This is a genomic window from Bacillus sp. FJAT-27916, from assembly GCF_001183965.1.
Lineage (GTDB): Bacteria > Bacillota > Bacilli > Bacillales > Pradoshiaceae > Pradoshia.
The window spans coordinates 1,963,574-1,986,385 of sequence record NZ_LFZV01000001.1 but is presented as its reverse complement, the minus strand read 5'-3'; the positions used below and the strand labels follow the sequence as shown (position 1 = coordinate 1,986,385).

Sequence of the window (22,812 nt, the reverse complement as noted above, 5' to 3'; positions counted from 1 at the left end):
TCATCACTCTACGTCATTAAACCATGACCTTGCAAATATCATTCGTAAATGCTACAGGGTCTTCAATCGTAAGTCCTTCAATCAATAAGGCTTGGTTATACAAAAGCTTTGTATATAAGTCCAGCTTTTCCTTGTCATGCTTATACGCATTGACCAAGGATGTGAACACCTCATGATTTGGATTGATTTCAAGAATTTTTTCCGCCTTAACACCCGGATTATCCGGCATCATATTTAGCACCTTTTCCATCTCAATCGTGATTTCTCCTTCGGTTGAGAGGCATACAGGATGAGATTTCAAGCGCTTAGAGGCACGGACATCCTTGACGCTTCCCGCAAGTGCTTTAGCCATGTGAGCGAATAAGTCCTTATGCTCGTTAACATCCGATTCTGAAGCGTCCTCCTTACTGTCCTCAATACCTAAATCCCCGCTTGAGACTGATTTAAATTCCTTCTCTTTGAACGTCATCAGCATTTTGATGGCAAATTCATCGATATCATCTGTAAGGTAGAGAATTTCATAGCCCTTGTCCGCTACCATTTCTGTTTGCGGCAGTTTATCAATACGCTCGATGGATTCTCCAGTGGCATAGTAAATATATTTTTGCTCCTCACTCATTCGTTCCATATACTCATCAAGAGTGACCATTTTCTTCTCCTTGGATGAATAGAACATGAGCAAGTCTTTGAGCATATCCTTATTGGCACCGAATTCATTGTATACACCAAATTTGATTTGGCGGCCAAATGATTTATAGAAGAGCTCATATTTTTCACGGTCATTTTTCAGAAGGGACAGCAATTCATTCTTAATTTTTTTATGGATATTCTTCGCGATTAGTTTCAACTGGCGGTCATGTTGAAGCATCTCACGAGAAATATTGAGCGAAAGGTCCTCTGAATCGACCATTCCTTTCACAAAGCTGAAGTGATCCGGCAGAAGATCTGCGCATTTTTCCATGATCAGTACTCCATTAGAATACAGCTCAAGCCCTTTTTCAAATTCCTTAGAATAGTAATCAAACGGAATATTTTCCGGAATGTAGAGAATCGCATTGTAGCGGATCGTTCCATCGACATTAATGTGAATATGTTTCAGCGGCTTATCAAATCCGTAATGCTTCTCATGATAGAACTGCTCATAATCCTCATCCGTCAGCTCGCTTTTATTCTTCTTCCAGATTGGCACCATGCTATTAATGATCTTTTCTTCGGTCACTTGCTCAAATTCATCTGTTGAGCCTTCTTTCAGCTTGCTTTCCGTTACATCCATCTTGATTGGATAGCGGATAAAATCGGAATATTTCTTGATGATTTCTTTAAGACGATATTCCTCCAGGAACTGATCGTAATCTTCTTCTTCTGTGTTGTCCTTAATCGTTAAGATAATTTCCGTACCAACGCTATTCTTCTCACAAGGAGTGATCGTATAACCATCTGTTCCTTTCGATTCCCAGCGGTATGCCTGATCTGTACCAAAGGCCTTGCTGACCACTGTAACGATATCGGCCACCATAAAGGCCGCATAGAAGCCTACACCGAATTGTCCGATGATATCATGGCCGTCCTTGCTTTCATTTTCCTTTTTGAAGGCTAATGAGCCGCTTTTAGCGATGACCCCAAGATTTGTCTCTAACTCATCTTGTGTCATTCCAATCCCTGTATCAGTAATAGTCAGTGTGCGGTTCTCCTTGTCGGCACTCACTTTTATGTAATAATCATCCTTATGAAACGTTAAATTTTCATCTATTAACGCCTTATAATACAGCTTATCAATCGCATCACTCGCATTTGAAAGCAGTTCTCTCAAGAAAACTTCCCGTTGTGAATAGATAGAATTAATCATCATTTCGAGCAATCGCTTTGATTCGGCTTGAAATTGCTTCATTGCCATGATTTTATGCACCCTTTCCACATTCTTTTTAGCACTCAACTCATACAAGTGCTAACATTTTTTAATTATCACAAATTTCATCGATTTGTCAATACGCATTAGTCGTATAATGCCCGTCAGAATACAAATACTATCCGTGAATTCTTTATAGGGGGTGCTTTATTTATGCCGAATTTGAATGAACTAGAGCTGCAGAACCTTCGCCATCTTATTGGGGGTCATGGGACAATTGCCAATAAACTTGACTATTATGCCCAGCAGGTAACCGATTCTGCCATTGCAGACCAGCTCCGAAATGACGCTCAGGATGCACGCAAAAACAAACAAAATCTTATGACCTTTTTATAGAAAGAGAGGCTATGACACATGCAGGAAAAAGATATTGTCAGTGATTATTTATCTTGTTTGAATGGAAGCTTAGCTGGCTATGCCGGCATCATCGCGCAAACGGAAAATGAAGAGCTGCGCAGAACCATTCAGCAAATGCGCGACCAGGACGAAGCGCGCCAATATAAAATTTTCAGCATAGCTAAACAAAAGGGTTATTATATCCCCGCCGAACAAGCCACACAGGAAGAAATCAATACGGTGAAAAACCAATTTGCACAAGGGTAAGACGAAAAGGACAGCCGACAGCTGTCCTTTTTTGTTTTGTTCAAGTCTAATTCTTAGTAATTTTATCTGTTTTATAATATATTCTCCTTATACCGACAAGACTGGAGTGAAATACCTTTGGATAAAATTCCATTAATCGTTACAACTGAATGGCTTGAAGAACATCTTGACGACCCAAACCTGCGGGTAATCGATGCCACAACCTTTATGAAGCCTTTGCAAAATGGACAAATAACGCTGACATCTGGCAGAGACTCCTACAATCTGGGCCATATTCCTGGTGCCGTTTATGCTGATTTATTACATGAGCTCTCCAATCCTGAATCCCCCCTCCCATTTACATTGCCTGAACGTGAGGTATTTACTCAACATATGGAGAATCTCGGTATTGGAGATGAGGATACCTATACAGTTATATATGATCAAGGAGCGCTTGTCGGCGTATCTGTTACCGCCCCGCAATGGGCAGCTAGATTACGATGGCAGTTAAAGTATGAAGGATTGGAAAATATCGCTGTCCTTGAAGGCGGATTACAAAAGTGGAAGGAAGAAGGACGCTCGCTTACCAGCGAATCAAGCTCGTACCCGAAGGCTGATTTCTCGGGGAAACGGAAGGAAGAAATGCTCGCGACAATGGAGGATGTTCTTAAAGCCATTGAAGATGATTCTGTTGTGCTGATCAACAGCCTCTCTCCAGAGGATTTCAGAGGAGAAACAGATACATATCCACGGAAAGGCCATATCCCAAGCAGTGTGAATGTCTTCTTTGGGTGTCATGCGAATCCGCAGACAAAGACCATTCTTCCGACTGATGAGTTGAAGAGAAATTTCGAGAAAACGGGTGCCCTTGATCCGGATAAAAAGGTCATCACTTATTGCGGCGGCGGTATTGCCGCCACTTGGAATGCGTTAGTGTTAGAGCAGATTGGCGTGAAAAATGTGTCCGTCTATGATGGGTCGATGAATGAATGGGCTTCGAATGAAGATCTTCCTCTTATAACGGGAGACAAATAATAAAAACAAGAGATGGGAAAAACAGCCATCTCCTGTTTTTATCCGATTGTTTACATAATATTTTTATGTTATACCTATTATTCATGACTCCATATGAATGGGGCGTTTATCCCCTTCATTTCCCCCGCCATTTCTTCAATTTCAAAAGAAAGAGACCGATCAGAGGCAGCAAAAGGAATCCTATTGCGTAAGTAATCATACAGTTTTTTCGTAGAAGGAGCTAATTTATCCGCTCCCCTGAAGTCTATCGCTTGTGCGGCACAAATCCATTCAATCGCCAGAACCTTTCTAGCGTTATCAAGAATGCTTAAGGCATGTCTCGCTGCAGCGGCTCCCATGCTGACATGATCCTCCTGATTGGCGGAGGAGGGAATCGAATCAACACTTGAAGGATGGGAGAGAACCTTATTCTCTGACACGAGCGATGCAGCGACATATTGGGTAATCATCATACCAGATTCGAGTCCAGGGTTCGCACTCAAAAATGGCGGCAAATCATTTAATTGAGGATTCACCAGCCTCTCAATGCGTCTTTCAGAAATGTTCGCAAGCTCCGAAACAGCAATCCCAAGGAAATCCATGGCAAAAGCAAGCGGCTGCCCGTGAAAATTCCCGCCTGAGATCACTTGATCAGTCTCCGGAAAGATTAAAGGGTTATCGGTTGCGGCATTGATTTCAATGGACAGCCTGTCCCGTACATAGCTTAGTACCTGCTGGATGGCGCCATGAACCTGCGGGATGCAGCGCAGTGAATAAGCATCTTGAATGCGGAGCTCGCCTTGCCTTGTTGTCAACTGGCTATTCTCCAAATAGGTACAGATGCGTTCAGCTACCTCCTGCTGTTCCTTAAATCCTCTCACCTCATGGGTCAGCGGCAAAAAAGCATCCACCACACCGCGCAGGCCTTCAAGTGTCAATGATGCAATACCGTCTGCCATATCTGCAAGCCTCTTGCCCTCCATGTACGCGATTATCCCGCTTGCGGCCATAGCTTGCGTACCGTTGATTAATGCGAGCCCTTCCTTCGCTTCAAGCTGGATTGGCTTTAGCCCAGCTTTTTGCAAAGCAACTATTCCCGGGTATCGCCTCCCTTGGTAGATAGCCTCTCCCTCACCTATCAAAACAAGCGCCAAATGGGCAAGCGGTGCCAAATCTCCACTTGCTCCAAGAGAGCCTTTGCCAGGGATAATTGGACACACTCCCCTGTTCAGACAATCGACCAATAATTGAATAAGTTCCATCCTTATGCCTGAATAGCCTTTTGCCAGTGCGTTTGCTCTCAGCAATAGCATCAGCCTGGAAATGGGCTCTGAAAAAGGCTCTCCCACTGCGCAGGCATGGGAGCGAATTAAGTTAATCTGAAGCTCGCGTACATGGTCAGATGAAATGGTCGTTTCACTCAGCTTGCCAAATCCCGTATTCAGCCCATACACAATTTTACCTTCCGCCAGCTTTCTTTCAACAAGCTCTCTCGCATCCAAAATCCCTTTCTCGGCTTCCTTGCATAAAGCGACTTGCTCGGAATGATCGAGCACCCTCTCAATATCCTGCAGTGTTAAAGATTTTCCATCAATGAGAATCAACTCGTAACCCCCTCAGCTTTTCATCTCCTGGCATATAAAAGGCCATATCAGAGACAAGTCATGATATAGCCCAAAGTTGTTGGCTTGTAAATGAGAGAGCATGATTCCTATTCGTATACCCTCCATATATCTTTATGCGCAATCATAGAGAAAAATGGCTCCCGATAAGGAAAACAGCTTATTTCCCCGTTCTTTTTGCCATCAATCGTCCCGTCATAAACTGAAGCCAAGCATGAACCCCGATCCGGCAAGTCTCTTCAATTCTTGAATCTCGTGTCGGGTCTAAACAAACAAAATCGATATGATGAACAGCAGCCGATTTCCCGATTGCAAGCAAAGCTTCAAATAATTCTTCTGTCCGCATACCGCCAGGAGTTGCCGCAGGAACACCCGGCGCAAAGGAAATGTCAAGTACGTCCATATCAATCGTGACATAGATGAGATCGGCCCTTTTAGATAAATGATGCAGCTCTCGTTCAATGAGAGTAGAAATCCCTTCCTGCCTCGCCTTTTTAAGAGAGTGCATCCGAATATGATGCCTTCTCGCATATTCGACTAGTGATTTCGTATTGTAATAACCGTGGAGGCCGATATTCACGATATTCTCTCCATAAACGATATTCGCATCAATGAGCTGACGGATTGGCGTACCATTCGCCGGGCCAAATTCAGCAGGGTCTCGTACATCCAGATGGGTATCAAGCTGAAGAATAGCTATCGTTTGATTTGGGTCGGTGTCCTTCAATCCGCGGATGGCACAGGCCGTTGTGGAGTGATCGCCGCCAATCATGCAAAGGGTTTGTTTCGGAAAGTATTGTTTCAGCGCCTTCGTGGCTTCCTCAATTCTGCGATGTGATTCAGCAACATTCGTTGTATGCATTACGATATCACCTGCATCTGCTACCAAATATGAAGAGAGGTCAATCTCCTCCTCAAAATGATAGACTGCAAACTGCTTCCAAAGCTTACGGAACACATCCGGATAAAGAGATGCACCAGAAACACTGATGGATGCTTTGGACAAAGGGGCTCCATAAAGTATGCAATCCGGCGGTGAATGAACGCTGCCAATCTTTTGAACCCAATCATGTACATAGCCAGACGGTTCACCGGAAGAATTCCAGGACCAGCTCGGCTCACGAAGCCAGTGATCAGCTAAATCCATTGACAACCAGCTCCCCTTTCTTCCAAACAGTATGCGTATGATTGACACCGAAAAGATATTGAAGCTCTTGATAGGAGCCAATCTTCCAGAGAACGAGGTCAGCCTGTTTTCCGATTTCAATGCTGCCGAGCTGCGCCTCACGATTGATGGCGCAAGCAGCATTATAGGTCGCTGCAGTTAATGCTTCAGCTGGAGTCATCTTCATCATCAAACAGGCCAGATTCATCACAAGCGGCATGGAAACGGTCGGAGATGAACCTGGATTGCAATCTGTTGACACCGCAATTGGTACGCCCATATCAATCATTTTCCGGGCATTTGCGGGTTCCTCTCCCAAGAATAAGGCGGTTGCAGGAAGCAAGCAGGCGATAACTCCGGCATCTGCCATCGCCTTAATCCCGTCAATACTTGTCTTTAATAAATGCTCAGCTGAAATGGCGCCAATTTGGGCGGAGAGCTCGGCTCCTCCTGTCGAGACAATTTCATCTGCATGTATTTTCGGAATCAAGCCAGCAGCCTTCCCAGCCTCGAGAATTTGTTTTGAATGTTCGATGGAGAAAACATCCTTCTCACAGAATACATCAATGAATTCAGCGAGGCCTTCCTCTTGGACAGCGGGTATCATGCTCTCGATGATTTCTTCCACAAACTCCTCTTCCCTGCCGGTATACGATTTCGGAATGGCATGTGCTCCCATGAAGGTGGGGACAATATCGATTGGATGGTTTTCATTTAATTCCCGCATGACGCGTAATTGCTTCAATTCTGTTTCAAGGCTCATGCCGTAGCCGCTCTTTCCCTCAATCGTTGTAACCCCATGGAGTAAGAATTGATTCAAACGATTTTTTGCCTCGTTTAACAGAGTCGTAAAGGAAGCGGCTGCTGTTTTCTTTGCCGTCGCGTGAATACCGCCGCCGGCATTCATGATCTCCATATAGCTGGCACCTTGGAGGCGCATTTCAAATTCCTCTTCCCTGGTTCCGCCATAGACGAGATGAGTATGGGGATCGATTAAGCCGGGTGTCATCAGCCTCCCGCCGGCATCAATGACCTCAGCCTCACTCATCCTTCCGGCATATACTCGTTTTAATTGAGCCGTTTTGCCGACCGCCTCAATCTTCCCCTTTTCGATCCATAGACTGCCGTCTTCTATTAATCCAAGATCGCTCATATCCATTCCTATTTTCGGGCCTGTCCGTAATGGCTTCAACGTGGCAAGCTGACCAATATGATGAATCCATATCGGCCGGCTATTCATGATGGAGTGCTCCTCTATCCAGCATAGGCATTTGGATTCCTTTTTCTCGGGCCGTCTTTACCGCCCTTTCATATCCAGCATCCGCATGCCTCACAACTCCGAGCCCCGGGTCTGTCGTGAGTACCCGCTCAAGCTGATTACGAGCCTGTTTGGTTCCATCTGCCACAATCACCATCCCCGCATGAATGGAATAGCCCATTCCAACACCCCCGCCATGGTGGACTGATACCCATGAAGCCCCGCTGGATGCATTGATAAGAGCATTTAAGATAGGCCAATCAGCTACGGCATCAGAACCATCCTTCATCGCTTCTGTTTCACGGTTGGGAGATGCCACTGAGCCGGTATCCAAATGGTCTCGTCCAATGACAATCGGGGCTTTTAATTCACCGTTTGCGACCATGTCATTAATGAGGCGCCCAAATTTAGCCCTTTCCCCGTAGCCAAGCCATGCGATGCGGGCAGGAAGCCCTTGGAACTGGATATGCTTCCGGGCAAGCTGGATCCATCGGCAGAGTGCTTTGTTGTCTTTAAATTCTCGAAGGATTAACTCGTCTGTCTTGTCAATATCATTTGGATCTCCTGATAAGGCGACCCAGCGGAAAGGACCTCGTCCTTCGCAAAATTGCGGGCGGATATACGCGGGCACAAAGCCGGGAATATCAAATGCATTTCTAACGCCTGCATCTTTGGCAGCCTGCCGGATATTATTTCCGTAATCAAAGGCAATGGCCCCCTTCTCCTTCATATCCAGCATGCTCTGGACATGAACAGCCATGGAAGCAATGGATTTGGATTGATATTTCTCGGGATTTTCCCTGCGAAGCTGATCAGCTTCCTCTAATGTCATGCCGGACGGGATATAGCCATACAAGGGATCATGGGCAGACGTTTGATCGGTAATCACATCAGGAATAAAACCTTCTTTAATCATTTTCGGCAATAATTCTGCTGCATTTCCGCATAGTCCAATGGAGAGAGAGACTCCTTTTTTCTTTGCTTCAAGGGCCATTTTTACAGCCTCCTCCAGGGAAGAAGCTTTATAATCGGCATATCTTGTCTCTATTCTCCGGTCAATTCTCTTTTCATCAGCCTCAATGGCTACACAAACACCACCGTTCATCGTCACGGCAAGCGGTTGTGCACCTCCCATTCCTCCGAGGCCTGCCGTAACCGTAATCGTCCCTGCCAGCGTCCCGCCAAAATGCTGCCGCGCACATTCCGCAAATGTCTCATATGTCCCCTGAACAATTCCTTGTGAGCCTATGTAAATCCAGCTTCCTGCTGTCATCTGGCCATACATGATAAGCCCTTTTCGCTCAAGATCATGAAATACCTCCCATTTTGCATATGCCGGAACTAGATTAGAATTAGCCAGCAGCACACGAGGTGCAAACTCATGACTTCGGAAGACGGCGACCGGCTTTCCCGATTGAACTAACAGGGTCTCGTCATTTTCCAAGGCATTCAACGAATGAATGATGGTATGAAACGCTTCCCAGTTTCTCGCTGCTTTTCCCGTCCCGCCGTATACAATGAGATTCTCCGGATTCTCTGCAACATCTTCATGTAAATTATTCAAAAGCATTCGAATAGCAGCCTCTTGCTGCCAGCCTTTTGCATGTAATTCCGTTCCGCTATAGTGGTGATATAAAGCTAAATGCTTATTCAACTTCTTCCTACCTCCCTCGTATAATTCCGGGATACTACGCCCGTGACCTTTCTAAACTATCTATATTCAAAGAGTGGAAGAAATAGATTCTATATTTGTAGACACTTAAATAAAAGGTTTTTCAATAGCTAGATTAACTGCTCGTTTTCTACATACGAAAAGACATTCGGCAGACGAGAGGTGAGACAGGAACTAGAATTAGATTCCCGATTTACAGATACTGTGGGAAGAGTGCTTTTACAAAAAAACAGTCATCGAACATGTTCTTACCTCATCATTCAGATACCAGGTTCCTGAAGTTCGGTCAAAAATAGTTTATCTTTCGTTTCTCCCCTGATTATGAACTTCCTTCTATTTTGTTTAAGTCAATCTATACTGGTTTACACTACTGGTAGGCAGAACTTCTGGGTGGTTGTGGATAGTCTCTTGGTTATATAGTTATGTCGAAAATCGCGGCTGCTTGCTTCTTACTCCCCTAAATAAATTTCTTTTTTCATTCACTTAAATAGGTTATAGAAATCATAATAGTAAGAGGTAAACGATGGTTAATCATATACGCTCTCAGTATGAATCATTTTCTCATTTAATATGGAAAATCGCGATAGGATCCTCCTTATCGTGGGAACTATCACGTCTTTTAGGTTCTGAACACCCTTACTTAGCGCCTTTATCCGTTATTATATGTATTCAGGCAACAACAGATAAAACGATTAAATTAGCGATTCAGCGTGTAATTGGGACAATTGTCGGGATTCCAATCGTGGTTTTAATTGCTAACCATTTAACGATAAATGGATTAAGTTTAGGTCTATTAATACTATTAGGCGGCTATATGACAAAATGGTTAAAATTGAGCCAACAGATTATGCATCAGGTAGCATTAACGATTTTATTAGTATTTGTTTTCGAGAAACGAACAGAGAATTACGCTTTCGATCGAATGAACGATACTCTTATTGGTGTAATGGTAGCGGTTCTTTTTCAATTTATTTGGTCTTACTTTAAGTGAAAACAAAAGAATGCATCCTATAAAGAATGATGTCTATCATGAATTGCCCCTTTCACAGAAAACAGGCTATGTAAGGGTCCGTCTTCGGATTCGAGAAGGAATTCTTTCATCCTTTTCATCAAGGCTATTTTCGAGTGCCGCCGTCAAGTTCCAAAAGAACACCAAATAATTCTCGAAATACGACAATGAGGCTTTGACAAACGGTTTCCAACAAAAAACGCCGAACTATTTTAAACTGCACTTTAAAATAATTCGGCGTTCTTTCGTGATATTGTTAGTAGCATACGCTTGATTAATGTTTCAGACCGTTGACTCCTTGCAAAGGTTACGGACAGGGGGAGATCCCGCAGATGCGAAAAAGCACTAGAGGAGGCTCCCGGTTTCTCCGCCGCCTGCAATGAAAATCAACACTTTAGATTAACTAAGCCTATATTTCAGTTCAACATTCGATTTTAGACACGGCAAATTTAGTTATGTCCAAACCTCACTTGGAATTCTTCTTATTAATCCTGCATGAAATCGATTGGCTGCTTTTCTTCAAAGAAAACATTCGTTTGCTTTGGCTCTGTTTTAGCAATAATGCGGCCGGAACGTACAGAATATAGTACTTCTGCCTGCAGTCGAACAGCATGATAGCCATCCTCTGCATTCAATACGATGAAGTTAGCTTCATTTCCTTCTTCAATCCCATAGCCTTCCAAGTGCAAGGTTTTCGCACTGTTAGAAGTAATATACTTTAAGCTGTCCTTTATTTCGCTGTAACCCATCAGTTGGGATACATGCAGACCCATGTGAAGAACCTGCAGCATATTTCCATTACCGATTGGATACCAAGGGTCCATGATATCATCGTGACCAAAGCACACGTTTAATCCGTTTTGGCCAAGCTCTTTTACACGAGTTAATCCGCGGCGCTTTGGATACGTATCAAAACGGCCCTGCAAATGAATATTCACAAGCGGATTGGCAACAAAGTTAAGCTCAGCAAGACGCAGCACACGCATAAGCTTATAGGCATAGGCATCATTATAAGACCCCATTGCTGTTGTGTGGCTAGCTGTTACTCTACCTTGATAATCATGATGAATCGTCTCTCTTGCGACTACCTCCACGAATCGGGATTGTTCATCATCAATTTCATCGCAGTGAACATCAATCGGCTTATCATATTTCTTCGCCAACTTAAATAATTCACGAATGGAGTCTACTCCATCCTCACGTGTGAATTCGAAATGCGGGATCCCGCCAATAACATCTGCCCCCATCTTCATGGATTCCTCCAGAAGCTCAAGCCCATTAGGATAGGAGAGAATGCCTTCTTGCGGGAACGCCACGATTTGAAGGTCCACATACGGCTTCATTTCTTCTTTCACTTCAAGCATGGCTTCAAGAGCAACGAGAGATGGATCAGTTGTATCAACATGTGTGCGTACATGGCCAATCCCGCCGGCAATCTGCCAGGACAACGCCTTCTTCGCACGGGCCTTCACATCTTCCTTCGTCAAGAATTCCTTCCGTTCAGACCATCTTTGGATACCTTCAAATAATGTGCCGCTCTCGTTCCAGCGGGGCTGTCCGGCAGTCAATGTCGTATCCAAGTGAATATGCGGCTCGATGAATGGAGCGGAAATCAGCCGACCCTTTACATCAACGGTTTCCAATCCCTCTGTCTGCTCTTGCCCGGCAGGGAGAATTTTCGTGAATTTTCCATCCTCAATGAATAGATCCCATAGTCCTTCTCTTCCAAGTATTTTTGCATTAGACCACTTGTTCATAAATAATCTCTTCCTCTTCTATATTTTCGGTTACGGTTGTTGTTTTCATTACTTTAACAAGGATAAAGTAACTGATTCCTGTTACTAGCAAGGAATTTAAGGATGATACGCCCGGCAATGTTAACCCTGCAATTACTCCGGCTGCCCAGGCAATGACCGCAGCCTGGTTGACATCTTTTATCTTAGCCTTTCCATAGGCAATATACTGACGTTTCTTCAAGAAGAAATAATCAACAATGATAATCGAACCGATTGCCGGTAGTGTAGACCCTAAGAAGGTCAGCCAGGTTGTGAAATGATTGTATAAGAAAAGGGCGAACACTGTACTGATTGTCCCATTAATCAGAACCATCATAACTTTCGGTCTTTTAAACATAGTTGCAAACCCTAAAGCTGAAGCATATAAAGAGTTATCATTTGTTGTCCAAATGTTTAATCCAAGAACGAAGATGGCCGGCAGGATGATTCCCTGACTAATCATCACATCTGAAATATCATTATGTCCGGTGGCGATAACACCAATAGCTCCGAACAGGAACATCAGTGTATTCCCTAAGAAGAAAGCAATGACTGTCGTGCTCACCGCATGCCTGCTATTTTTAGCATAGCGTGTAAAGTCAGGCGTCAAAGTACCTCCGCTGATGAAAGATCCAATGGTAATGGTTAAAGCTGCCGCGATTCCAAGTGATGTTTCTGGTGTATAAGCGAATAATTGTTCCACTCCACCCATGTCTGTAATAGCTTTACCAGCACTAAAGCTTCCAAGAATTGCAATGGATGGAACAGCTACAAAGCTGATAATCGTTAATGCTTTCATTCCAAAGAAGGCTGTTGATGTCATGAGAATTCCAGAGATGACGATTAGCGGAACTAGCGGCATCCCAGTAACTTTATGAACGGGATAGGCAAACATCCCTAAGCCGACCCCAAACCAGCCAATCTGTGTAATGGATAGCATGAATGAACTAATATAAGCACCCTTTTGTCCAAATGAATACTGGGCAAGCAAGTGGGTAGATAAACCTGTTCTTGCCGCGATATAGGCTAATGAGCCGGTAAAAGCTCCAAGAATTAAGTTTCCAAGCATGACGACACCAATCATCTGAGCGAACGTTAAGCCTTCTCCAAGTGAACCTCCAGCCCACATGCTCGCTGAATAAAAGGAGAAACCAAGCATAACAACAAGCATTTTCCAAAAATTATTCCGTTTCTCCTGCGGAACCGGTTCAAACGAATATTCCTTATCTTCTATTTTCATGGTTGATGTATCCTCCTCATAATTTATGGCATAAAAAAAGCACCTGCCCATTTGAGGCAAGTGCTGATTGTATGACTAATAGTATACACCTATAGTATATACCTATACTACGGGTCTATATCTCTCAATTCATTCACGCGCACCTTGTCAGCCTCTCTGGACTACTCTTAAAGGTAACCATATTCATTTAACAAGTACTTTATCAGATTTAACTCTATATGACAATATCAATATTTGGTAAATCGACCAACTATTCTTCTGACATGATAAAGGATCCAGGTAAATGGACACAAAAAGTGGTCCATTCTGGGGTAGATGTGCATAGTAAATAGCCATCATAGCTTTCGGTTATTTTCCGGCAGACATAAAGCCCAATTCCTGTACCTAATTCCTTCGTCGTAAAAAACGGTTCAAAAATCGATTCAATATACTCCTTTTCAATCATCGGTCCATTATTAGAAATACAGATCATCAGCTGATTATCCTTGACTCCTGCCTTTACTTTAATGATACGCTCAGAGGGAACATTTTTTAAGGCATCAATAGAATTAACAAATAAATTCAAAATGACCTGTTTCAAACCGTTTCTGCTAGCCTTGATAATAAGATGATCGGGCACATCAATCTCCACATAGACGTTTGTATCAATAATACTCGCATAGCTCAATTGCTTGATTTCCTCTATGAGCTGCTTAATAGAGATGACGACCACTAAATCTTCGTTTAGTTCTGCCTTTGAGGTATGAAGGAACTGGGTAATACGGAAATTCAGCTGATTCAATTCATAATCCATGATATCCAAATACTTCATATTCGGATATTCCTTTTTCAAGATCTTATTGAACCCCATCACAGCTGTCAACGGATTGCGGAATTCATGGACAAAACTGGAGGAGATTTGGCCGAGCAGCGCTAGTTTATCCTTATGGTTTTCGTTGATGAACGACGTCTTTTCATCAATAACCTTATTTGCCAGATGCGAATAGGTAGATACCAGTTCATAGCTGAAGATATCAAATTGCTTGTTCACGTTATTGATGACGATTTGAAGTGCGGCAACAGGTATATCGATTGTCATGATTGAATTGACAATAACACGTCTTCCTTGGTTGATATTATACAAAACCTCGCCAATATTGATAACATCCATCCGCTCCGAGGCAACCTTTCTGGCCATCTCTTTTATCGCTTTTTCAGAGATTGTTCCTTTGATTGTATCGACCAATTGACTGAACATCATTCTACGGGGAATCTCCCACTGGCTGATTAACTCTCCCTTTCTATCCTGGTCCATCTTGATAGAATTCAAGTATTCCTTGTAAAGGTAAGGTTCTTCCTTAGTCAGCCACGTTTCAATAAGCTCTATATATTCATCATGTTCCATTAATATGGGCTTCATTGCTTTCTGACCACCATTTCAATTCGCATTTAATATTTGTTTTATAATTCGACATAGCCAAAAAATATCCTCTACAAAACAAGAAATATTTTGAAATTGAAATATTGTCATGGCTCAGTAAACAACAGAGGCACCCAGCATTATCTCAGCAAAACAATTGACATATTTATGCAAAGGCGTAATATCAATTTATAGCATAAAAGGCAGGTGACAACCGTTCTTGGCTAATTCAACCATTTAACCACCCTCTTTAAAACATGTATTCTCGCTTGAGTTGAAGCCGAACGATTAAACAATGAAAATAGTTAAGCTGCTCTTTCAAACGGGTCTTTTATTCATTTTTTATTACATAGGAGAATGGCTCCAGCAAACGCTGAATTTTATGATTCCCGGCAGTGTGGTTGGGATGCTTCTTTTGTTTGCTTTACTGGTCATCGGCATCATTCCCCCAACATGGGTGAATGTGGGATCAAATTTTCTGTTAGGTATTCTGCCTCTTTTATTTGTACCTGTATGTGTCGGCATCATGAAGTATGGAAATCTATTTTCGCTAAAAGGGGCCATTATTATTGCTGTCATTTTCATCAGTACACTGATGACACTCGCCATTACCGGCGCTATCAGTGAGGTTGCTTCCCGGAAGCAAGAAGGGAGAATCCATGAGTGATTAATCATATCCTATCAGCACTTATTATCATACTCTTTACCATTATCGTCTTTCTATATATGAGAAAGCTGTATATATCCTATCCATATACCTTTCTCATACCGATTCTAACGACAACAATCATCATTGTTATTCTCTTAAATCTATTTAATATTAGCTATGATACGTATATGATTGGCGGTACATGGATCAATCAGTTCCTTGGTCCTGCCATCGTTGCGCTTGCCTATCCTTTATACAGGCAAAGGAAGGTATTGGCCGATTATAAATATGTCATTTTAAGCGGTGTTTTTTGCGGGGTTCTGGCAGGTATGGTGAGCGGTATTCTGCTCGCGATGGCAGCGGGAATAAATGAGCGGATTTTGTATTCAATTATGCCAAAATCGTTTACTACGCCGATTGCCATTGAACTTTCAAGCCAGGCGGGCGGCATTCCGAGCATGACTGCCATATTTGTCATGTTTGCCGGTTTTTCAGGAGCTATTTTAGGGCCGCAATTCTTACGCCTCATAAAGATTACAAGCCCTATCAGCCTTGGAATAGCCATGGGTTGTGCCTCCCATGCAATAGGCACTTCTAAAACAGCCGAAATCGGTGAGACAGCCTTTTCTATGAGCTCAGTATCCATGACCTTGAGCGCCGTATTTGGTTCCTTACTCAGCCCTGTTATTCTGCAGCTTTATCATTCTTTTGTTATCTAGTAAATAGGAAAAGGGCTTGGTTGTAGTAACCCAAGCCCTTTTCTATTGCTTTTCCCCAACGGTCAGCCATTCCTTAAGCCCTTTATTGGTTTTTTCCAATGTTTGAAGCTTTTTCATGACTCCTTCTTGCTGGTTCTCAATCCTGCTAATCTTTGCTCTGCAGCGCTCCTTTTCCTTGAAAACAGTCCGTTTCATTTCAGCAAGTCTATCAATGGTTGCAGTGCTTCTCTTAATATTTGCCTTTTCAGCATCTTTGAAGTCGTTCTCCGAAGTGATTACCTCTTCAACCATCAAACTTAATAAATAATCACTTCTTCTCTTTTCAGATAGGATGTCCAGTGAAGCAGTCATATTCATCAATTTAGTGGATACCTGTTTCATCACGCTCGTTTCTAATCGATCAGAACGTTTTAGGGACTCGATATCCCGAATCGTTCTTTGACTGTTTTCATATTGCTCCGACAGTCGTGTAAAAGCATCTGATATCTTCAAGGCACGTATATCAATATACGTTAAAGCCCCCTTAATCTTCTCCTTTTCTTCCAATATAAGCTTTTTCTCCTGATTCATTCTATTCTCAATCTCTGTTAGTTTATTCTCCGCCTTATTTAATGAATCGCTTGTTTCAATATGCTGCATTTCCAGCAGATTGGAATGATAATGCAAATCCTTATAGGCAGTTGATCGGCTCATCCATAAGTGAATCAATCTGTCCTCCTCTTCCACTTCCTCCGATTCAGCATAGGATAGGAACGTAATTTGAAAGAGAAAGAAGGGCAATAACCTTTTCTTTATGGATTTATGATGATAATTAACAAGCAAGGCTCTTCCTTTCAGAATAAAAGGATTGATCAATAAAGGAGACAGAAGAAAATCAGGCAGAGGGTTTGCCACCTCTGTCCGGTTACCGGACGATTGAGTCTGCTTTTTCGTAAGAAAGAACAGAATGGATGGGATGGCTTCATATATCTTGGGTCCAGCAATCCTCCGCAGAATCTCAATGCTCTCTTTCAAGCCTTTATCTACGAAGATTGGCATGAGACTTTCAGGAGTAACATCATTGATTTGTAAGCTATTCTTTAGGTTATCCTGCTGGTCGGTCGAAAGGGATTGAAGGCCGGAATAAAGCAGAGCGTAAATGGTCGCTTGTCTATTCTTCGGTTCCTCCTTCAAATATAAGTCCATTTCATCCATTAAGCGTTCCAGCTGATAGTGGACCAAATGTTCTAGTCTAGATTCAGACGGCATTTTCTTGATGAATGCTGCAAATAGCTTGTCCTGTTTCACTAGTTGCTTATGAGTTTCCAAAACAATTTCTTCACATTGCTTTCTTAATTGACTAATATTCTGGATATACATATCGTGTCTTCCTATCAACTGGCATAGTTCTTGAAAAAGATCTAGTTGAATGTCTGTATCGCTCCGTTTGTCAAGAGAGGCAGACATAGATGCGACTTTGCTTGTCAAATACGTACAATCATCCTTTGACAGAATCGTTTTAGACAAAGTGGACAATAAATGGGGAAGCGAAGTCTTCGCTAAGAATGCGTATATGATTCGGAGTTCTCTTCCTTTTAACCTGAGAAGATTGTTCAGTAATCGTTCACCATCCATATGGCATTCCTCCTCCTTAACGACCATAAATATGGTTAAGCGTACCATAGGATTCATAAAAAACCTGGAGGTTGATGAAGCCTATATAGAATAATGACAAGTAATTATCTATTTTTTTCGACAAATTTCATCGTATATATTGAAAGACTGTAGTTATCTGACAAAAAAAAAAGAAAGGACAGATACATTTATGCCATGATGTATCTATCCTTTAATACCGTACAATGTAATGGTTTCTAGATGGAGTAGTCAAGAAACATTTTGACTGATTTTGGCGTCACAAATACATGCTCGCCAACTTGAATGACCATGGATTGATAGAGGCTTTTAGGTATCTCTGCCTCAATCATTTCCCCGTTATCTCTTCGGAGCATTTCTATCCTGACAACCGAACCAACTGGATGGATATGCTCAACAATGGATTCAATCGAATTCTCCGTCAAACGATCCTTATCAATATCCAGATCGTGCGGACGAACATAGCCAATCCCCTCTGTTTCATTTACTTTCTTATAATCAGGCAGTTCAATCCGATAGCTCCCTGTTTCTAAAATCCCGCCGTTCACCTTGCCGCTCAAGGAATTCACATTGCCGAGGAAGTCCAGCACAAAAGCGGAAGCAGGTTGTTCATATACTTCAAGCGGTGTTCCAACCTGTTCCACACGTCCATTGTTCATAATGACGATTCTGTCCGCCACCTCCATGGCCTCTTCCTGATCATGAGTGACGAAAACACTTGTGATATCAAAGTCGTTGTGCAAATTCCGCAGCCACCTTCGTAACTCTTTACGTACCTTCGCGTCTAATGCGCCGAAAGGTTCATCCAGAAGAAGCACTTCCGGCTCCACAGCAAGCGACCGGGCGAGCGCTACCCGCTGTCTTTGTCCCCCAGATAGCTGCGCTGGGTAATGGCGGGCATAATTCTCCAGCTTAATCAAGGCCAAAAGCTCGTGCACCTTATCATCAATCTGCTGCTTTGAAGGCCTGCTCTTCCTTGGTTTAACCTTTAGGCCATAAGCAATATTTTCATAGATGGTCATATTTCTGAACAGCGCATAGTGCTGAAAAACGAATCCGAGATTTCTCTCCTTTGCATGCCGCTCCGTATAATCCTCCCCATTGAATTTGATTCTTCCTCCGTCCGGACTCTCCAATCCCGCGATGATTCTAAGCAAGGACGTCTTTCCTGAACCAGAGGGACCTAATAAGGCAATTAATTCACCGCTATTTATTGCTAAATCGATATCGTGAAGAATAGCGGCATCCCCAAATGATTTGCTAACCCCTTCAATCGTAATTTTCATCTCGATTCCTCCTAGCCTGCCTTAGTTGAGCGATACCCTGATTTCCACTCAATCAAGTTCTTTACGATCAAAGTGATGATGGCGATCAGTGACATGATGGATGCGACAGCAAAAGCTGCCGAAAATTGATATTCATTATAAAGAATTTCGATATGGAGCGGCATTGTATTTGTCAGGCCGCGAATATGTCCTGATACGACTGAAACAGCTCCAAACTCGCCTACAGCACGGGCATTACAAAGGATAATTCCATAAAGAAGTCCCCATTTGATGTTTGGCAAGGTAATCCTCCAAAATGTCTTAAATCCTCCAGCCCCCAAGATTAGTGAGGCTTCCTCCTCCGCCGTCCCCTGTGCCTGCATCAAGGGAATAAGCTCTCTTGCCACGAATGGAAAGGTGACAAACAATGTTGCCAGTACAATGCCAGGGAGCGCAAAGACAATTTTTATGTCATTGTTAAAAAGAAACTCTCCAAAAAGACCGCTTGTGCCAAACAATAAAATAAAGACCAATCCCGCAATGACAGGCGAGACAGCAAAAGGAATATCAATTAACGTAATCAGGAGATTCTTTCCCTTAAACTGATACTTGGAAATTGCCCAAGCTGCACATATTCCGAATAACGCATTTAACGGAACGGCAATAAATGCAACGGTGAGCGTCAGCTTAATGGCAGCAACCGCATCAGGATGAGTAATCGAGGCTATGTAAACAGACATCCCTTTTTCAAAGGCCTTCAGGAAGATGGCTGCCAATGGCAGTAACAAAAATAAGGCAAGAAATAAGACCGTAATGCCTATCAAGATATATTTAACCCAGGAGGACTCCCCCCTCTCCCGGCGTGCAGCTGTATTAGTGTGTAAATCTATTTGTGGAATCCCCATAATTCAACCCCCTTAACCATTCATAAACTTCCTTCCGGACCACCATTGCAGCATATTGATCAGCAGCAAAATAAGAAAGGTAAAAAGCAGCATAACCGATGCAATAGCTGTCGCGCCCGCATAATCATATTGCTCAAGCTTTGTCATAATCACGAGGGGAGCAATCTCAGTCTTAAACGGCATATTGCCAGAAATAAAGACAACAGATCCATACTCTCCCAATGCCCTCGCAAAAGAAAGGGAAAAGCCGGTTATTAAGGCAGGTATAATCTCCGGAAAGATGACATAACGAAATGTCTTCCATTTGCTCGCGCCGAGGATGGTGGATACTTCTTCCACCTCTTTATCGATATTCGCCAAAACCGGCTGTACCATTCGAATGACAAACGGCAATCCAATAAAGACAAGAGCCATGATGATACCAATTGGTGTATAGGCAATCTTGAAGGAAAAGAATTGTCCAACCCATCCTTCTGATGCATACAGGGTAGTTAATGAAATCCCCGCCACAGCTGTCGGCAAGGCAAAAGGCAAATCTACCAAACTATCAAGAAGCTTCCTTCCAGGAAACGTATAACGAGTCAGAACCCAAGCAATCAGCACGCCAAAAATGGCATTGACACAAGCGGCTGCAAAGGCGGTGCCAAAGCTGACCTTGTAGGCCGCAATTGCTCGCGGATCACTAATTGTATCAATGAATCCCGAAAAGCCGAGAGTGGTTGATTTAAGCAATACCATCGATAAGGGCAGCAGGACTAGCACACCTAAATACAAAACGGTAAATCCCATTGTCAATCCAAAACCAGGCAGTACAGGCTTGGCTTTAATTCGTTTAATCGCCAATTCAGCATCCCCTACTTTTCCATTAAATAAAGGCAAAGACAGTCCGCCTTATTTATTTTGTATAAATATCATCAAATGTACCGCCATCATTGAAATGGACCTTCTGGGCATTTTCCCAGCCGCCAAATCGCTCATCAACTGTCACTAATTCAACATCAGGAAATTGGTCCGTATATTTCTTCATAATGTCCTCATTCCTTGGACGGTAGTAGTTCTTCGCGGCAATTTCCTGTCCCTTATCACTATATAAGTATTCTAAATAAGCTTCAGCCACTTTCTTCGTGCCTTTTTTCTTGACAATCTTATCGACAGCAGCGACCGGCGGTTCAGCAAGAATACTAATGGATGGCGCCACGATTTCAAATTCGTCCTCACCTAGCTCATTCAATGAAAGGAAGGCTTCATTCTCCCAGGCAATCAGCACATCTCCTATCCCTCTTTCGACGAATGTCGTCGTTGCCCCGCGTGCACCGGAATCAAGCACCTCAACATTTTGATAAATATCCTTCATAAATTGCTTAACCTTTTTTTCATCTTTATTATAGGTTTCTTCTGCATACGCCCAGGCAGCGAGGTAATTCCATCGTGCACCCCCTGATGTTTTCGGATTAGGCGTAATGATAGACACATCTCCTTTAACGAGGTCATCCCAGTCTTCAATATTTTTTGGATTTCCTTTCCGAACAAGGAATACAATCGTCGATGTATAAGGAGTTGAATTACTGTCCAATCTGGATTGCCAATCCTTCTCAATCAGTCCATTCGCAGCGATTTCATCGATATCATAGGCCAAAGCAAGTGTCACTACATCTGCCTCTAATCCATCAATGACTGATCGTCCTTGCTTCCCAGAGCCTCCATGTGATTGCTGAATGGTGACTTCCTCACCTGTTTCTTCCTTCCAATGCTTAATAAACTCTTCATTGAATTCTTGATATAATTCACGTGTTGGATCATAGGAAACATTCAAAAGCTCTACCTTGCCTCCTCCTTCTCCACTCGAAGCACCATCCCCGCAGCCGGCTAATAACAGCCCTACGCATAATACCCCTAAAAGGATCTTTGACATTTTCAATGTGAATTCCCCCATTCTTTTCTTTTGCTCTTCATTCATACTGTTTTAATCCCGATAGGCAAACCAGCCCATACAAAAAGGCATACCGGTATAGAAATCCGGTATGCCTTCGGTTGTCCGATCAGCTAGATGTATGAATGTACTCACATCATAATATCAAGTAATCCTACATGTCAACTATGAATTTAGAATAATCAATCACTTTTTCAAAAAAAAAGAAGCCACCATGCGCCATAACGCTTGATTGCTTCTTTCTCCCTTATAATTCATCATTCATTTTCTTTGATTGCCGTGCACATACTTCCATTGCTTGGATAACGGCTGAGCGGAAACCCCGCTCCTCGAGTGCAGATACAGCTGCAATGGTTGAGCCTCCTGGCGAGCAAACCATATCTTTCAGCTCAGCCGGATGTATGCCGGTATCCATCGCAAGCTTAGCTGAACCAAGAATCGCTTGTTCCGCCATCTTAATCGCCTGCTTTCTCGGGATTCCTAGCTTAACGGCTCCATCTGCCATTGCTTCAATCAGCATGAAAATATAAGCAGGGGATGAACCGCAAAGGGCGATAAACGCATCAAACTGCTCTTCCTCCATCACTTCTACTTCTCCGAATAATTGAAAATACTCCCGCATTAGCTCCATCTCTGTATCAAGTACATGCTCATTAGAACAAATGGCGGTCATTCCTTCCTGAACGAGAACAGGCGTATTCGGCATCGTTTTGATGATTTTTGACGATTTCCCAATCCACACATCCATTTGCTCAAGCTTGATGCCAGCAGCAATCGAGACGATGATTTGATCAAACGTAATCACTTCTCTTATTTCCTTTAAGACACTCTCATATTGAGCCGGATTGACTGCCATAATGATAATATCGGATTGCTGAGCAACTTCAAGATTGTTTAAGGTTGTCCGAATGGGCCATTTCTCTTTCAATTCATGAAGCGAGGATTCCGTTCGGACGGATGCCATGATGGAATCCGGGCTGATTTGTTCACTTTTCATCAGTGAACCAAGCATAGCTCTGCCCATGTTTCCGCAGCCGATAAATCCTATTTTCTTATCCATAAATCCACAC

Annotated in this window: 20 protein-coding genes; 6 read left to right on the top strand and 14 right to left on the bottom strand. The window is 43.0% G+C overall.

Features of this window, described 5'->3' with window-relative positions; translation table 11 throughout:
• Positions 1-16: 16 nt before the first annotated feature.
• Entirely contained in the window at positions 17-1,894 is a 1,878-nt protein-coding gene (gene htpG, locus AC622_RS09550) for a molecular chaperone HtpG (protein WP_049670863.1), read from the bottom strand.
• 165 nt (positions 1,895-2,059) lie between these two features.
• Between htpG and AC622_RS09545 the strand changes: the two genes are divergently transcribed.
• From AC622_RS09545 to AC622_RS09535, 3 genes are all read left to right on the top strand, one after another.
• The gene (locus AC622_RS09545; protein WP_049670862.1) at positions 2,060-2,242 is read left to right on the top strand and encodes a hypothetical protein; all 183 of its coding nucleotides are present in this window, start codon (positions 2,060-2,062) and stop codon (positions 2,240-2,242) included.
• Positions 2,243-2,260: 18 nt separating this feature from the next.
• Positions 2,261-2,509 (top strand): spore coat protein, encoded by a 249-nt coding sequence (locus tag AC622_RS09540; RefSeq protein WP_049670861.1) that lies wholly within the window; start codon positions 2,261-2,263, stop codon positions 2,507-2,509.
• Between the two features lie 117 nt (positions 2,510-2,626).
• A complete protein-coding gene (locus AC622_RS09535) occupies positions 2,627-3,523 on the top strand; it encodes a sulfurtransferase (RefSeq protein WP_049670860.1) in 897 nt (298 codons plus the stop codon).
• A gap of 77 nt (positions 3,524-3,600) precedes the next feature.
• On the opposite strand, the gene hutH is transcribed toward AC622_RS09535, so the two are convergent.
• The 4 genes from hutH to hutU all read right to left on the bottom strand — a co-directional run bounded on the left by hutH (position 3,601) and on the right by hutU (position 9,201).
• Entirely contained in the window at positions 3,601-5,106 is a 1,506-nt protein-coding gene (gene hutH, locus AC622_RS09530; protein WP_049670859.1) for a histidine ammonia-lyase, read from the bottom strand.
• A gap of 178 nt (positions 5,107-5,284) precedes the next feature.
• Positions 5,285-6,271, bottom strand: coding sequence for an agmatinase family protein (locus tag AC622_RS09525; protein WP_049670858.1), 987 nt, complete (start codon positions 6,269-6,271; stop codon positions 5,285-5,287).
• Positions 6,258-7,529, bottom strand: coding sequence for an imidazolonepropionase (gene hutI / locus AC622_RS09520; RefSeq protein ID WP_049670857.1), 1,272 nt, complete (start codon positions 7,527-7,529; stop codon positions 6,258-6,260). Before hutI ends, AC622_RS09525 begins: the two co-directional genes overlap by 14 nt.
• Positions 7,522-9,201, bottom strand: a complete 1,680-nt coding sequence (gene hutU / locus AC622_RS09515) for a urocanate hydratase (RefSeq protein ID WP_049670856.1) — start codon at positions 9,199-9,201, stop codon at positions 7,522-7,524. The genes hutI and hutU overlap by 8 nt, the downstream gene beginning before the upstream one ends.
• 541 nt (positions 9,202-9,742) lie before the next feature.
• Between hutU and AC622_RS09510 the strand changes: the two genes are divergently transcribed.
• Entirely contained in the window at positions 9,743-10,210 is a 468-nt protein-coding gene (locus AC622_RS09510) for an FUSC family protein (protein WP_053103740.1), read from the top strand.
• Positions 10,211-10,713: 503 nt separating this feature from the next.
• Here the strand turns inward: AC622_RS09510 and codA are convergent.
• The 3 genes from codA to AC622_RS09495 form a co-directional block, all read right to left on the bottom strand.
• Positions 10,714-11,985: a cytosine deaminase gene (codA, locus tag AC622_RS09505; protein WP_049670855.1), complete on the bottom strand. Its 1,272-nt coding sequence runs from the start codon at positions 11,983-11,985 to the stop codon at positions 10,714-10,716.
• Positions 11,969-13,243: a cytosine permease gene (gene codB / locus AC622_RS09500; RefSeq protein ID WP_049670854.1), complete on the bottom strand. Its 1,275-nt coding sequence runs from the start codon at positions 13,241-13,243 to the stop codon at positions 11,969-11,971. Before codB ends, codA begins: the two co-directional genes overlap by 17 nt.
• A 250-nt stretch (positions 13,244-13,493) precedes the next feature.
• On the bottom strand, positions 13,494-14,642 hold the full coding sequence (locus AC622_RS09495) for a sensor histidine kinase (protein WP_049670853.1): 1,149 nt from the start codon (positions 14,640-14,642) through the stop codon (positions 13,494-13,496).
• A 295-nt stretch (positions 14,643-14,937) separates the two neighbouring features.
• On the opposite strand from AC622_RS09495, the gene AC622_RS09490 reads away from it, so the two are divergent.
• Complete coding sequence (locus AC622_RS09490; RefSeq protein ID WP_082197103.1) at positions 14,938-15,309, top strand: CidA/LrgA family protein; 372 nt, start codon at positions 14,938-14,940, stop codon at positions 15,307-15,309.
• Positions 15,309-16,010, top strand: coding sequence for an LrgB family protein (locus AC622_RS09485; protein WP_082197257.1), 702 nt, complete (start codon positions 15,309-15,311; stop codon positions 16,008-16,010). Before AC622_RS09490 ends, AC622_RS09485 begins: the two co-directional genes overlap by 1 nt.
• A 42-nt stretch (positions 16,011-16,052) precedes the next feature.
• On the opposite strand, the gene AC622_RS09480 is transcribed toward AC622_RS09485, so the two are convergent.
• From AC622_RS09480 to proC, 6 genes are all read right to left on the bottom strand, one after another.
• A complete protein-coding gene (locus tag AC622_RS09480) occupies positions 16,053-17,624 on the bottom strand; it encodes a hypothetical protein (RefSeq protein WP_156185603.1) in 1,572 nt (523 codons plus the stop codon).
• A 236-nt stretch (positions 17,625-17,860) separates the two neighbouring features.
• Positions 17,861-18,928: a sulfate/molybdate ABC transporter ATP-binding protein gene (locus AC622_RS09475; protein ID WP_049670850.1), complete on the bottom strand. Its 1,068-nt coding sequence runs from the start codon at positions 18,926-18,928 to the stop codon at positions 17,861-17,863.
• Positions 18,929-18,939: 11 nt separating this feature from the next.
• Entirely contained in the window at positions 18,940-19,812 is an 873-nt protein-coding gene (gene cysW / locus AC622_RS09470) for a sulfate ABC transporter permease subunit CysW (RefSeq protein ID WP_082197102.1), read from the bottom strand.
• A gap of 12 nt (positions 19,813-19,824) precedes the next feature.
• Positions 19,825-20,691 (bottom strand): sulfate ABC transporter permease subunit CysT, encoded by an 867-nt coding sequence (gene cysT / locus AC622_RS09465; protein WP_442853804.1) that lies wholly within the window; start codon positions 20,689-20,691, stop codon positions 19,825-19,827.
• Between the two features lie 16 nt (positions 20,692-20,707).
• The gene (locus AC622_RS09460; protein WP_156185701.1) at positions 20,708-21,724 is read right to left on the bottom strand and encodes a sulfate ABC transporter substrate-binding protein; all 1,017 of its coding nucleotides are present in this window, start codon (positions 21,722-21,724) and stop codon (positions 20,708-20,710) included.
• Between the two features lie 265 nt (positions 21,725-21,989).
• Positions 21,990-22,802 carry a pyrroline-5-carboxylate reductase gene (gene proC, locus AC622_RS09455; RefSeq protein WP_049670849.1) on the bottom strand — a complete coding sequence of 271 codons (813 nt, stop codon included), beginning with the start codon at positions 22,800-22,802 and terminating at the stop codon, positions 21,990-21,992.
• Between the last annotated feature and the right edge of the window lie 10 nt (positions 22,803-22,812).